We start from the raw sequence: 13596 nt of genomic DNA, 5'->3' as shown, positions 1-13596 counted from the left end.
GGGCGAGGCACCTCGGGCAATAATATACAATCATGTGTACTTAATGCCGCGTCGAAGAGGAGTCACGGATGACATCTGCAATTCAGCGGCTGGTGGAGTTGGTCGGGGCCAATGACTGCTTTGACATTCCTCCCGTCGATCTGTTGCCTCTGCAGCTGGCGGCGGCCAACGAGCGGCTGCAGAGTCAGGCCGCGAGCATTCCGCTCCTGGCCAACCGCGCGGAATCGGGCGGGATAAGAACCATCAAACAGCCCGCCGACCTGGTGCCCCTGCTCTTCGCCCACACCACCTACAAGACCTACGCGGAGGGATGGCTCAACGAGCGGCGGTGGGACCGGATGGGACAGTGGCTGGCTACCGTGTCAACCCGTGCCGTCGAGGGCCTCGACACCGACGGCGTGCAGACACTCGACGACTGGATCGAGCAGCTCGAGACTGTTGGCCACTACTTGTCGTGCTCCAGCGGCACCACCGGGAAGCCGGCCATGCTGTCCTGCACCGAGGGGGACATCGAACTCTCGGCGCGGATCAACATCGAGGCGCTCTTGTGGGCAACCGGGCTCACCCGCGGCGAGGACCGCAAATTCCTGGGCCTGGGGCCACAATTCGCCGCCCCGCGCGAGGACGCGATCCGGCAGGCCATGGTCGATTGCTTCTCGTCGCGGTACCCGCCTTACCAATTCGGCGACGGCGAGCCGATCACCGTCGGGTCGATGGTGGACATGATCACGTTGCGACGCAAGCTGGCCGATGGCACCGCGCGCCCCAATGAGATCGTCGAATTCGAACGCATCGCCGCACAACGGGCGAGCGATATGGATACCTCCGCGAAAAAGGCGATCGACGCGGTGATCGACGCCCGCGACCTGCCCCTGTTGGCGACGGGTATGTTCGCCACCCTGTATCAGATCGCCGAAGGCATCCGCGCCAACGGCCACGGCGGTGACGATTTCAATCCCAACAACGCGATGATGGTCGCCGGAGGCCTCAAAGGTGCTGCGCTACCAGAGAATTACCGCGAATACGTGCTGGAGACGTTCAACGTCGCCGAGGAGCGGCTATACCACGCGTACAGCATGCGCGAGATCAATGCGACGTTCCCGCTCTGCCATGCCGATCGATACCACATATCGCCCTGGGTGATATTGCTGCCGCTGGACGCCACCGGCGAGAAATTGCTCGATCCCGGTAACGGTGAGATCGACGCCCGAGCAGCCTTTTTCGACGCGTCGATTGAAGGCCGCTGGGGCGGGGTGATCAGCGGAGACCGGGTCAGTGTCAGCCTCGCCCGGTGCCCATGCGGTCATCAGGGCCCGACCGTGGGTCGCGACATCACCCGCTACGCCGACCTGCCGGGCGGTGACAAGATCACCTGCGCGGGCAGCATCGACGCCTACGTGCGAGGGATCGCATGACCGCGCTGTCGGCTCCGCATTTCGTGCAGGGCGCCTTGGTTGAAGGTGACGCCATTCGCCACCGATCACGCGATCTCGGCGCTGACTTCGTCACGCCCGCAATCGATCTCGACGCCCTCGTGTTGCCACGGTCGCAGCTGCCGCCACTGCTCGATGTGAAGCTGGCCGAGATCATCGACTTCCTGGTCGAGACCGGCGAACGCCTGCACTTGGATCGCAACCCGCACCTTCAGGAGTGCCTCGAACTGATCGCGGCCACCAATCCGTTGCCGCGGCGCGTCGTGGAGAACCTGTACCGCCAGGCCCCCAATTTCCTGAACAGGCAGCTGCTGGAAAGCATCGTCGATTCGAACTTTGCCAACCGGGAGGCGCTCGACGGCTGGGTCGAGCGCGTCGACATATACGGCAACAAGGGCGCGGTCCGTGCCTTCCCGCCACGGATGGTGCACATGCTGGCGGGCAATGCCCCATCGGGATGCGTGTCATCGATCGCGCAGGGTGCGCTGGTCAAGGCGGTCAACCTCTTCAAGATGCCCTCGAGCGACCCGTTCACGACGGTGGCCGTGCTGCGCACAATGGCGGAAATCGATCCGAAACACCCTGTTGTGCGGTCGATGTCGGCGGTTTACTGGCAGGGCGGGGACACCGCGATCGAACGCGTCCTGTACCGGCCGCAGTACTTCGACAAGATCGTCGCCTGGGGCGGCGGCGAGGCAATCAACAACGTGATCGGATACCTGGGGCCCGGTATCCAGTTGATCTCGTTCGACCCGAAATCCTCGATCTCGATGATCGGTCATGAGGCATTCGACTCCGAGGACCGGATGGCTGAGGTGGCCGAGCGCCTGGCCGCCGACACGACGGTGTTCAACCAGGAGGCCTGCCTGGCCAGCCGCTATGCCTTCGTGGAAGCCCAAGGGCCCCAGGTGGAATCGTTCTGCGCCAGGCTTGCCGAGCGCCTAGGCGTCGACCGTGAGTTCGCATCGGCCGGCGGGCCGCCGCTATCGGCCGAACGCCGCGAAGAACTCCAGGTGATGGAGGCGATGGGCGACTTGAAGATCTGGGGCGGCTTCGATGGCCGCGGCCTGGTAATCCTGTCGGATCGCCCGGTGGAGTTCCAGCCGACCAACAAGACGTCGAACGTCGTGACGGTCGATTCGCTCGATAACGCGGTCCGCTACGTCAACGTCGCCACTCAAACCATCGGCGTTTACCCCTACGAGCGCAAGGCGCAGCTGCGGGATTGGATGGCCAGCGCGGGGGCTCAACGCCTGTGCCGCTTGGGAACTGCGAACGCGCACGTTCTGGGCAGTCCGCACGATGCCATGTATCCACTGCAGCGATTCGTCCATTGGATGGGCGACGACGACATCGCATAGGTTGTCAACCATGACGGGAGCAAGCAGCGACATCTGGGAAGTGATGTCGACCGCCAGGACGATCCGACGCTTCACCGACGAACCGGTCGACGACGCCACGCTGGCCCGGTGCCTCGAAGCGGCAAGGTGGGCGCCCTCGGGTGCCAACGCGCAAGGCTGGCGCTTCGTCGTGCTGCGATCACCCGAGCAGCGGGCCGCCGTTGCAAAGGCCGCGGCCCACGCGTTGGAAGTCATCGAGCCGGTATACGGGATGACCCGGCCAGCCGCCGACGACAACAGCCGTCGGGCTCGCACCTACCGCGCGACCTACGAATTGCACGACCGAGCAGGCGAATTCACCTCGGTCCTGTTCGCCCAACAGCACTATCCGACGGCGTCCGAACTCCTGCTCGGCGGTTCGATCTTTCCCGCCATGCAGAACTTTCTGCTCGCAGCCCGCGCGCAAGGTTTGGGGGCATGCCTTACCAGCTGGGCGTCGTACGGCGGCGAGCAACTGCTGCGGAAAGCCGTCGGCATACCGGACGACTGGATGGTTGCCGGCCACATCGTGGTGGGCTGGCCGAAGGGCAAGCACGGACCGCTTCGCCGCCGCCCGCTTGCTGAGTTCGTGAACCTCGATCACTGGAACGAGCCGGCGGCCGGCCTGGTCGCCGCGGTGACCTAGCCCCCGAAGGCATTGCCGCGCATTTGGTGACGTCATACGCCATTTTCGAGATTACTACTTTCGGAAGAGAGAATGGTATTCTCGCGATTGCGGTGACGACAGGAGGCTGCCCGGATGCTCTTGGAACTCGATGCTGATCAGCGGCTGTGGCAAAGCACGGTGCGCGATGTCGTCGCCAAGCAGTGCCCGCCGTCGCTGGTGCGCAGCGTGGCCGAAAACGGCGTGGATCCGAGCCCGTTGTGGAAGTCGTATGTCGACCAGGGCTGGACGGAGCTGAATGACCCAGCCGGGACGGTGGAGCTGGCGATCGTGCTCGAAGAGTTGGGCCGCGCGACCGATCCCACCCCGTTCCTGGCGACGATGAGTCAGTTCGCGCCGCTGGCAGCGGACCGGTTTGACCCGCACGAGTCGGGCACCGCGGTGCACGGCGGGGTGTCGGCGCACCGGGACGCCGACGGCTGGGTGTTGGACGGCACGGCACGGCACGTCCTCGACGGCGATCGCGTCGACCGGCTGGCGGTGGTCACCGATGCCGGGGTGTTCCTGGTGGCGGGAAATCAGGTATCCGTTCGGCGCTCTTCGGTTTTCGACCCGGTGCTGCATGTCGCCGACCTGTCCTTCGCGGGGATCCGCGTGTCCGACGCCGACCGGTTGACCGTCGACTCCGAGCGTGCCCACCATGTTGCGTTGGTGGGCATGGCAATTCACATCGTCGGCGCCTGCCAGCGCATCCTGGATATGGTTCTCGAGCACGTCCGCAGCCGGCACCAATTCGGCGTGCCGATCGGTTCGTTCCAGGCCGTCCAGCACAAGTGCGCCGACATGCATGTCGCCGTGGAACGCGCCCGCGCGCTCGCCTACTTCGCCGCACTGACGATCTCGGCCGACGATCCCCGGCGCCGGCTGGCCGCCGCCATGGCGAAAGCGTCGGCAGGGGAGTGCCAGTCGCTGGTATTTCGGCACGGCCTGCAACTGCACGGCGCAATGGGATTCACCTGGGAGAACGACTTGCAGTTCGCGCTCAAGCGGGCCAAAGCGGGCGAGCTCATGCTCGGCGGCGCGGCGGAACATCGGGCGCGGATCGCGGAGGAATATCGTGCAGCTGACTTTTGATCCCGACGTCGAAGCGTTTCGGGCGGAGTTCGCGGCATTCCTCGACGAGAACCTGCCTCCCGCAATCGAAACCATGGAGCGTCCCCGTTCCGTTTCGCATATGCCGCAGTGGGCACGGCGCTGGCAGCGGTTGCTGTTCGACAACGGCTGGCTGCTACCCGGTCAGCCCCCCGAATTCGGCGGGCGCAACGCGACGGTTATTCAGCAATTCGTCCACCTCGAGGAACTGTGCCGGCGGCGGATCTACCACAGCTTCAACCCGCAGGGCGTGAATATCATTGCGGCATCGCTGTTAACGTTCGGCAGCGACGAGCAGAAGCGGCGATGGGCAGTACCGATCCTGCGCGCCGAGATCACCGCGTCGCTCGGCATGAGCGAGCCCAGCGCCGGCTCCGATCTTGCGTCGCTACGAACCCGCGCGGTGCTCGACGGCGATCATTTCGTGGTCAACGGGCAGAAGGTGTGGACCTCCGGTGCCCACGACGCCGACGTGTTGTTGACGTTTGTCCGCACCAACCCGGACGCGCCAAAACACAAGGGCATCAGCGCATTGCTGATCCCGACCGACACCCCGGGCGTCGTGCGGCGGCCATTCCCGTCGATCTGCGCGGCCGACGACCTGGATTTCAACGAGGTGTTCTTCACCGACGTGCGGGTGCCGGCCGAAAACCTGGTCGGCGAGCTCGATCAGGGATGGCGGGTTGCGAACGGATCGCTCGGGCACGAACGCACCATGATGTGGCTGGGTTTCGCCGACCGGTTGGACAACGTGATCGCCGATTTCTATCCCAGGACCGAGCTCGAACGCGACCAGTACGCCACCACCATCATGGACAAGCAGGCGCTGCGGCTGCTGGGATCCGTGGCCTTGGCTCGCGCGGCCCGCGGTGAAGACGACGTCGCCGCGATATCCGTGCTCAAGCTCCTCGGCTCCGAAGCGGAGCTGCGCGCAACCGAACACGCCCTGTCCGCCGCCGGATCCGACGGGCTCATCCACCCCGGCCAGACCGGCCCGTACGCGCCGATGAACCTCGACCACTACTTCGCCAGCTGGTTCGAGCGTTACGCCCGAAGCTTTTCCGGCACGATCGCCGGGGGCACATCGGAGATCCAGCGCAACATCATCGCCCAGCGCGTGCTAGGGCTGCCGCGCGGCTAACGCCAGCGGTCGGCTACCACCGCACGAGCGAGAAGGGGTAGGTGTTCGTGCCCCCGGGCCCGCCGCCGCAGCCGGTGTCGTACGTGGAGACGACCTGGCCGCCAAGTGAGAGCTGATCCCACGTATACACGTCGTGCGACGGGAAGAACTGCACCACGCAGCGCACGCCATCGGGCACGTCGACGGTCATGGTGTATTGGCCGTTGGACAGGTGAGCGTCTGCTTTCCAGGGGGCCGCTTGGCCGTTGGGTTGCGGTATCCCTTGGATGGTTAGGCATCCCGGCGCTTTAGAAATGCACGGGCTAATCGCCCAAATCCAGCTGTGGCCGGGATCCCGGTTTGTGTCCAATCTGTAGTTGCCGACCTGCATGTCAGCCTGGGCTGTCGGCGCAAGAGCCAGCGCGGCAGTGGCAAGCGCAACGCCAATTGCAAAACTCTTCACGGATGCGTCTCCCATCTCTGCGCACGCGCTTGGGGCTGAATATAACGCGGGGCCACGCTGACGGAAAGCGGCTCAGTCGATTACCGCGGCTTCCTTCCGCTCGGTAACCGGCCTGGCGAGCTCTTGTTCGTCGCAGATGCGTTGCAGCTTGTCGAGTGTCTCGTCGAGTCCGGCGCCGATCCTGGGGCCGGGTGTGAAGGTGGCAGGCAGCTTTCGCATGCCCTGGATGACCCCGATGGTCTCGTAGTGGACGGCGCCGTCGGGGTCGCAACGGTAGTCGGGCATGCGGTCCAGGACCGCGGTGAGCATGGATTTGAAGACGGTCCGCGCCACGTTGGATCCGATGCAGCGGTGCACGCCGATGCCGAAGCTGAAGTGCCGGTTACCTTTGCGGTCGAGGACAATCTTGTCCGGTTCGGGGAACACCGAGGGGTCGCGGTTAGCCATCGCCCACGAAATCCACAGCCGCTCACCTTCTTTGAAGCGATTGCCGTCGAGCTCGACGTCGTCGGAGAATGTCCGGCCGTCACCGGGTGCCGGGGTGAAGTAGCGCAAGAACTCCTCGGTCGCGGGATCGAGCAGGGTATCGCGGTTGTGCCGCAGCCGTTCCCGCGCGTCGGGGTTCTCCGACAGCCATTCCAGCGAGTGCGCGGTGAGGGCCGTGGTGGTGTCGAATCCGCCGCCGATGACCAGTCCGAGATTGCCGAGGATTTCCAGGTCGGGAGCGGGTTCGCCGTCGATCCGCATCTCGACCAGGGCATTGACCAAACCGGGCCGGGGATTGTTGCGAATCTCGATCATGCTGTTGACCAGGTCGAGACCCATCTGCCGGTGCATCTCGGTGACACGCTCGATGTCCGGGGAGTGTTCGGGCGTATACACCGCGGCATGGACGGGCTCGCTGTACATCTTCCATCTCTTCAGCGGAATGCCCAGCATCGCCAGCGTCAGCACGGCGGGCACGATGTTGGCGAGGTCGTCGACGAAGTCGATGCTGCCATGCTCGATCTTGTCGTCGAGGCAGGCCCGCGTCACATCGTCGACGAAGGGCGCCCAGCGCTTGACCGCGGCCGGTGACAGGTAGGGGTTGAGCACGGTGCGGTAGGTGCGATGCTCGGGGTCGTCCATCTCCAGGATGCCGCCGCGCACCCCGTTGATGCGACTAGCCGTCGGGATCGAAATGCCTTTGTAGCCACGGCGTTCGCCGTTGACGTCGTGGTCGTTGGACACCGCGGGGCAGCGGGCGAGCTCGAATACCTCGTGGCTGCCGGCCGCGACCCAGTGCCCGCCGTAGGTGTCGCTCCACGCCATCGGACACTTGGCGTGCATCTCCTCGGTGATCGTCTTGAACCGTGAGCGGTACTCCGCGGAATGCCGATCGAAGTGATAGCTGTTCTTCTTGCGATCGCTGTCGTTGACGACGTCGTCGACACTCAAAGCGCTGTCTCCCTTATTCATCCGTGACGATGATGGCCTGCTCGGGACACGATTGCGCGGCTTCGCGGACCCGGTCCTGACGTTCGGCCGGCACGATTTCGTCGATCGCCGACGAACTCCCGTCGATGTCGCTGAGCTCGAACGAATCCGGGGCAATCATCGAGCACAGGGTGTGGCCCTGGCATCGTTCGGAATCAACCCAGACCTTCACGGTGTCTCCTCCACGGATCGGGTGGTGCGGTCAGGTGTTTCGGCCGCCGTTGACGCCCAATATCTGGCCGGTGATGTAGCCGGCCTCCTCGGATATCAGGAAGGCGCATGCCGCCGCGATGTCTTCCGGCTTGCCCATCCGGCGCACCGGGGTGCGGGCGATGGTCTCCTCGATGTTGCCCAGGTACCCGTGCTTTTCGGCGCTGCGCAGCATCGGGGTGTCGATGAAACCGGGCGGGACGGCGTTGACCGTGATGCCGCTGGGCCCGTACTCGAGTGCCAGCGACTTGGTGAGCCCGTTGACCGCGGATTTGGCCGCCACGTAGTGACTCATGTAGGGCGCGCCGGAATGCGTGCTCGACGACGAGATGTTGACGATCCGCCCCCACCCGGCCTCCACCATGTCCGGCAGCACCGCCTGAATGGTGTGGAAAACCCCGTTGAGGTTGACGTCGATCACGCGGCGCCAGTCTTCGAATGTGATGTTGTTGAACCGCTTGAACCCGTCCAGTCCCGCGGCGTTGACCAGAACCGTCACCGGCCCGAGCCGGGCGCGGATCGCCGACAGCGCGGCGTCCACCTGAGCGCGGTCCGTCACGTCGGCGGTGAAAGAGAGATCGCTGTCGGACGGCCTGAGGTCGATGGTCGCGACGTCGAGACCGTCGGCGCGGAGCCGATGCGCGACGGCCAGGCCAATGCCGGATCCACCACCGGTGACCACCGCGGTCTTCATGCCGATGCCGTCACTGCGGCCTGCGCCGTCTCATCCACAAAGAATCTCCCTTACGATTATGAGAACCTTACTCTCGCGCCAGAGCGGGGTGCAACATGTCGCGGAAACCCCCGTCGGCCTGCGCCGAAGCTCGACGCCTGTGCAATTGCGCCGCTGGTCAGCAGGTGATCTGAATCCTGAGACTTTCTTGAATTCTCGAGACTCGAATGTAAGATTCGCCCGGGAAGAGAATGAAATTTTCGTGGCCGTAACCACAGGGAGTCGAATGGCAGCGCAGGACACGGTGTCGACCAGCGCGGACGCCGCGCTCGAGTCACAGGTCGACCGCCGACTGTTGATCGACGGCAGGCTCGTCGCTGCGGACCAGAGATTCCCCTCGATCAATCCCGCCACCGGTGAGGTCCTCGGGTATGCACCGGACGCCGGCGTCGGGGAGGCCGAAGCGGCGATCACGGCGGCCCGCCGGGCGTTCGACACCACGAGCTGGTCGACCGACGTCGAGCTGCGGATCCGCTGCCTCGACCAACTGCATCAGACGTTGATCGACCACGCCGACGAGTTGCGCGAGCTCACCATCGCCGAGGTTGGCGCCACCCGTGCGCTCACCCACGGCGCTCAGCTCGACGAGCCGATCGGCATCGTTCGCTTCTATGCGGATCTGCTGCGCGACTATCAGTTCTCCGAAGACCTCGGCGAGAAGGAATCGCGGGGCATGCTGCATCACCGCTGGGTGGAGAAGGAAGCCGCGGGAGTGGTGGCGGCCATCATCGCCTACAACTATCCAAACCAGCTCGCGCTCGCCAAGCTGGCGCCGGCGCTTGCCGCCGGATGCACGGTGGTACTCAAGGGCGCGCCGGATACCCCGCTGGTGACGCTGGCGCTGGGTGAACTGATCGCCAACCACACCGACATCCCGGCCGGCGTGGTGAACGTGCTCAGCTCGTCGGATCCCGCCGTCGGGCCCGCGCTGACCACCAGCCCCGACGTCGACGTGGTGACCTTCACCGGGTCGACCGCGGTTGGCCGCCAGATCATGGCCGCCGCCAGCGACACCGTCAAACGCGTCTTCCTCGAGTTGGGTGGCAAGTCGGCGGTGATCATGCTCGACGACGCCGACTTCGCCAACGCAAGCATGTTCGCGGCGTTCAGCATGGTCACCCACGCGGGCCAGGGCTGCGCGCTCACGTCACGGCTGCTGGTCCCCAAGTCGCACCATGACGAGATCGTCGAGTTGATTGCGGCCAACTTCGCCAAGGTGCGCCATGGTGACCCGGCCCATCCGAAGACGTTGATGGGACCGCTGATCAACGAGCGCCAACGCGACAAAGTCGACGGCATGGTCCAGCGCGCGGTCGCCGCGGGGGCGACCCTGGTCACCGGGGGCAAGCGGCTGGATCCCGGCTATTTTTATGCGCCCACGTTGCTCACCAACGTCGACCCCGATAGCGAGATCGCTCAGGACGAGGTCTTCGGCCCCGTGCTGGTGGTCATCGGGTTCGACGACGACCACGACGCGGTGCGCATCGCGAACAACTCGATCTACGGTCTGGCCGGCGCCGTCTTCAGTCGCGACCAAGACCGGGCGCTCGCGGTGGCACGCCGCATCCGAGCCGGATCGTTTTCCGTCAACGGCGGCAACTACTTCGGTGCGGACAGCCCATTCGGGGGCTTCAAGCAGTCCGGCGTCGGCCGCGAGATGGGCGTCGCGGGATTGGAAGAGTTCTTGGAGCGCAAGACTTTTGCCGTTCCCTCGGGGGCACCCGCATGAGGCCGCTGGAGGGCATCCGGGTCCTGGAAGTCGCCATGTACGGGTTCGTTCCATCGGCGGGCGCCGTGTTGGTGGAGTGGGGCGCCGAGGTGGTCAAGGTCGAGCACGCGGTTACCGGCGATCCGCAGCGTGGGCTTCGGCAGACCGGCATGTTGCGCGTGGAGGGTGACCCGAATCCCAACATCGAGCACGCCAACCGTGGCAAGCGCAGCATCGGGTTGGATATGTCGGTGCCCGAGGGCAAGGAAGTGCTCTACGAGCTGGTGCGCCGATCCGATGTGTTCCTGACGAGTTTCCTGCCCGGGGCGCGGCAGAAGTTCGGCATCGACGTCGACGACATCCGCGCGGTGAACCCGGCGATCATCTACGCCCGTGGCAGCGCGCTCGGCCCGCGCGGCGAAGAGGCGACCAAGGGCGGCTACGACATGACCGCCTTTTGGTGTCGTGCCGGCACCGCTGCGACCATCACGCCCGCGGGGATGCCCGGCATGATCGCGCCCCCCGGCCCGGCCTACGGCGACACCATCTCCGGCACCAATCTCGCCGGTGGCATTGCGGCGGCGTTACTCAAGCGCGAGCGCACCGGGGAACCATCCGTGGTCGACGTCTCGCTGCTGGGCAGTGGTCTGTGGTCGATGGGCCACACGGTGGCGCTGACAAAGCATCTCGGCCAGCGATTGGAAGCGCCGCCGCCGGGCGTACACGGTGCGCCCAATAACCCGCTGGTCGGGCTGTACACGACGTCCGACGGCCGCTACATATCCTTCGTGATGATGCAGCCCACCAAGTTCTGGGGCGACGTCTGCCGGCATATCGATAGACCCGAATTGGCCGACGATCCGCGCTTCGCCACCGTCGAGAAAATCGCGGCTAATACGCCCGATGCGGTCGAGATCTTGACCAAGGTCATCGCGACCCGCACTCTTGCCGAGTGGAGCGAACGCTTTGCCACGCTGGCAGGACCGTGGGCGCCGGTGCAGGACACCCTGCAGGCGGCCGAGGACGCGCAGATCCGCGCGAACGAGTATGTAGTGCGCGCAGGCGAACTGGAACTGGTCGCGAATCCGGTTCAGTTCGATGTCGCTCCGCCGCATACCGGACCGGCGCCCGGCTTCGCCGAGCAGACCGACGAGATCTTGATGGAAATCGGACTCGACTGGGACCGCATTATCGAACTCAAGACGGCCGGCGCCGTCACCTAACCCCGGAGCTGCCTGGAATGCCTGAGCCGAACGTCGTTTTTGTTGAGACGCAGCCACGTTACGCGCGTGCCGTGCCTAAAGCCGGCCCGATAACGGTTATGCATTTTCCATTCCGCCTGGACGCGGCATGAGGCATAATCGCCGGACGCTACAAGACGAGTGGCTTTGCCCCGGCCGACTCGTTTTGCAGCGCCAACTCACGCGACAGAACGGAGGAGTGGCGTGAGGATGGTAGCGGCTGCCGCGCTGGAGCAAAATGCCGGAATGTGGCTGCTCGCTGACCATTTCGCATCCGGCGGCCCCCGTTCGAATCCCCTGGTTCAGCCGAACTTACCGGAGCAGGCGCGCAAGAACAAGACTATCGGTCTCGAAATTCTGAAAGGAACTGAGCCCGATGGCAGATAGGAGCGACGACCGCTGGTCACCGGGGCTCCCCCAGCTGAGGCTGACGAGGAACCTCTCTGGGCCGATGCAGGCGGTCGGTGGTCTTTTCGCGATGTCGGCGGAAGCGATCAAGTTTGCGTTCCGCCGGCCGTTCCAGGCACGCGAGTTCTTGGAACAGTCTTGGTTTGTCGCGCGGGTCGCGCTGATGCCGACGTTGTTGGTGGCTATTCCATTTACCGTCCTGGTCAGCTTCACGCTCAACATTCTGTTGCGTGAACTGGGCGCCGCGGACCTGTCCGGGGCGGGCGCCGCTTTCGGTGCCGTCACCCAGGTCGGCCCGCTGGTGACCGTGTTGATCGTGGCCGGCGCCGGCTCCACGGCCATGTGCGCGGACCTCGGATCGCGAACCATCCGCGAAGAGATCGACGCGATGGAGGTCTTGGGTATCAATCCGGTTCAGCGCCTGGTGACTCCGCGCATGCTGGCCTCCGGGCTGGTGGCCCTGCTGCTGAACAGCCTGGTCGTCATCATCGGGATTGTGGGCGGCTACGTCTTTTCGGTGTTCGTGCAAGACGTAAATCCCGGTGCTTTCGCCGCGGGCATCACCTTGCTCACCGGCGTGCCCGAGGTGATCATTTCCTGTGTCAAGGCAGCGCTTTTCGGCCTCATCGCCGGATTGGTCGCCTGCTATCGCGGCCTGATCATCACCGGCGGCGGCGCCAAGGCCGTCGGCAACGCGGTCAATGAAACCGTCGTGTATGCGTTCATGTCCCTGTTCGTCGTCAATGTGGTCGTCACGGCGATCGGCATCAAGATGACGGCGAAGTAGGGGGGCTACCGGTGGCGCTGAGGGCTGCATATCCACGATTGACCCGCCAACTCGAGAGGCCGGTCGCCTCGTTGGGGCGGATTGGCGACCACACCCTCTTCTACGGCAAGGCGCTTGGCGGGATGCCCTTCGCCGCCGTGCACTACCGGCGCGAAGTGATCCGCCTGATCGCCGAGATCAGCATGGGCGCAGGCACTTTGGCCATGATCGGCGGAACCGTGGTGATCGTCGGTTTCCTGACACTGGCCGCGGGTGGAACGTTGGCCGTCCAGGGTTACAGCTCGCTGGGCAACATCGGCATCGAGGCCCTGACCGGCTTCCTCGCCGCGTTCATCAACGTGCGCATCGCGGCCCCGGTCGTCGCCGGGATCGGTCTGGCGGCTACGTTCGGTGCGGGCGTGACCGCTCAGCTGGGTGCGATGCGGATCAACGAGGAAATCGACGCGCTGGAAAGCATGGCCATTCGCCCGATTTCGTACTTGGTGAGCACTCGGATCCTCGCCGGCATGATGGCGATCACGCCGCTGTACTGTATCGCCGTCATCCTCTCGTTCGTCGCCAGCCAATTCACCACAACGTACTTGTTCGGCCAGTCGCAGGGCTTGTACCAGCACTACTTCTCGACGTTCTTGAACCCGATCGACCTGTTGTGGTCTTTCCTACAGGCCGCGCTGATGGCGATCACGATCTTGCTAATACATACCTATTACGGCTATTTCGCCGCCGGCGGGCCCGCCGGCGTCGGCCAAGCGACCGGTAACGCGGTGCGCACCTCGCTCATCGTCGTGGTATCGGTAACGCTGCTGGTCTCGCTTTCTATTTACGGCAGCAACGGCAACTTCAACTTATCCGGGTAGCAGA

At 64.7% G+C, this 13596-nt stretch carries 13 protein-coding genes; 9 read left to right on the top strand and 4 right to left on the bottom strand.

Going from position 1 to position 13596, the window contains the following annotated elements; genetic code table 11:
* The first annotated feature begins 68 nt into the window (after positions 1–68).
* From A5747_RS04760 to A5747_RS04740, 5 genes are all read left to right on the top strand, one after another.
* Positions 69–1415, top strand: a complete 1347-nt coding sequence (locus tag A5747_RS04760) for a hypothetical protein (protein ID WP_076122513.1) — start codon at positions 69–71, stop codon at positions 1413–1415.
* On the top strand, positions 1412–2794 hold the full coding sequence (locus A5747_RS04755; RefSeq protein ID WP_076122512.1) for an acyl-CoA reductase: 1383 nt from the start codon (positions 1412–1414) through the stop codon (positions 2792–2794). Before A5747_RS04760 ends, A5747_RS04755 begins: the two co-directional genes overlap by 4 nt.
* 10 nt (positions 2795–2804) lie before the next feature.
* Positions 2805–3458, top strand: coding sequence for a nitroreductase family protein (locus A5747_RS04750; protein WP_076122511.1), 654 nt, complete (start codon positions 2805–2807; stop codon positions 3456–3458).
* A gap of 114 nt (positions 3459–3572) precedes the next feature.
* Entirely contained in the window at positions 3573–4571 is a 999-nt protein-coding gene (locus tag A5747_RS04745) for an acyl-CoA dehydrogenase family protein (RefSeq protein ID WP_076122510.1), read from the top strand.
* Entirely contained in the window at positions 4555–5730 is a 1176-nt protein-coding gene (locus A5747_RS04740; RefSeq protein ID WP_076122509.1) for an acyl-CoA dehydrogenase family protein, read from the top strand. Before A5747_RS04745 ends, A5747_RS04740 begins: the two co-directional genes overlap by 17 nt.
* Before the next feature lie 13 nt (positions 5731–5743).
* On the opposite strand, the gene A5747_RS04735 is transcribed toward A5747_RS04740, so the two are convergent.
* Genes A5747_RS04735 through A5747_RS04720 form a run of 4 tightly spaced genes read right to left on the bottom strand, consistent with a single transcriptional unit; the run spans position 5744 to position 8552 of the window.
* Positions 5744–6187 (bottom strand): hypothetical protein, encoded by a 444-nt coding sequence (locus tag A5747_RS04735; RefSeq protein ID WP_076122508.1) that lies wholly within the window; start codon positions 6185–6187, stop codon positions 5744–5746.
* A 57-nt stretch (positions 6188–6244) separates the two neighbouring features.
* Positions 6245–7609, bottom strand: coding sequence for a cytochrome P450 (locus tag A5747_RS04730; protein WP_076122507.1), 1365 nt, complete (start codon positions 7607–7609; stop codon positions 6245–6247).
* Positions 7610–7622: 13 nt separating this feature from the next.
* Positions 7623–7820, bottom strand: coding sequence for a ferredoxin (locus tag A5747_RS04725; protein WP_076122506.1), 198 nt, complete (start codon positions 7818–7820; stop codon positions 7623–7625).
* Between the two features lie 30 nt (positions 7821–7850).
* Complete coding sequence (locus tag A5747_RS04720; RefSeq protein WP_076122505.1) at positions 7851–8552, bottom strand: SDR family NAD(P)-dependent oxidoreductase; 702 nt, start codon at positions 8550–8552, stop codon at positions 7851–7853.
* A 265-nt stretch (positions 8553–8817) separates the two neighbouring features.
* Here A5747_RS04720 and A5747_RS04715 point away from each other — a divergent pair, with 265 nt between their 5' ends.
* From A5747_RS04715 to A5747_RS04700, 4 genes are all read left to right on the top strand, one after another.
* Complete coding sequence (locus tag A5747_RS04715; protein ID WP_076122504.1) at positions 8818–10320, top strand: aldehyde dehydrogenase family protein; 1503 nt, start codon at positions 8818–8820, stop codon at positions 10318–10320.
* On the top strand, positions 10317–11522 hold the full coding sequence (locus tag A5747_RS04710) for a CaiB/BaiF CoA-transferase family protein (protein ID WP_076122503.1): 1206 nt from the start codon (positions 10317–10319) through the stop codon (positions 11520–11522). The genes A5747_RS04715 and A5747_RS04710 overlap by 4 nt, the downstream gene beginning before the upstream one ends.
* A 394-nt stretch (positions 11523–11916) precedes the next feature.
* On the top strand, positions 11917–12735 hold the full coding sequence (locus A5747_RS04705) for an ABC transporter permease (RefSeq protein WP_076122502.1): 819 nt from the start codon (positions 11917–11919) through the stop codon (positions 12733–12735).
* A gap of 11 nt (positions 12736–12746) precedes the next feature.
* On the top strand, positions 12747–13592 hold the full coding sequence (locus A5747_RS04700; protein ID WP_076122501.1) for an ABC transporter permease: 846 nt from the start codon (positions 12747–12749) through the stop codon (positions 13590–13592).
* The last annotated feature ends 4 nt before the right edge of the window (positions 13593–13596 follow it).

It is taken from the genome of Mycobacterium sp. IS-836 (genome assembly GCF_001954275.1).
GTDB lineage: Bacteria > Actinomycetota > Actinomycetes > Mycobacteriales > Mycobacteriaceae > Mycobacterium.
This window is presented reverse-complemented; position numbering and strand designations above follow the sequence as displayed.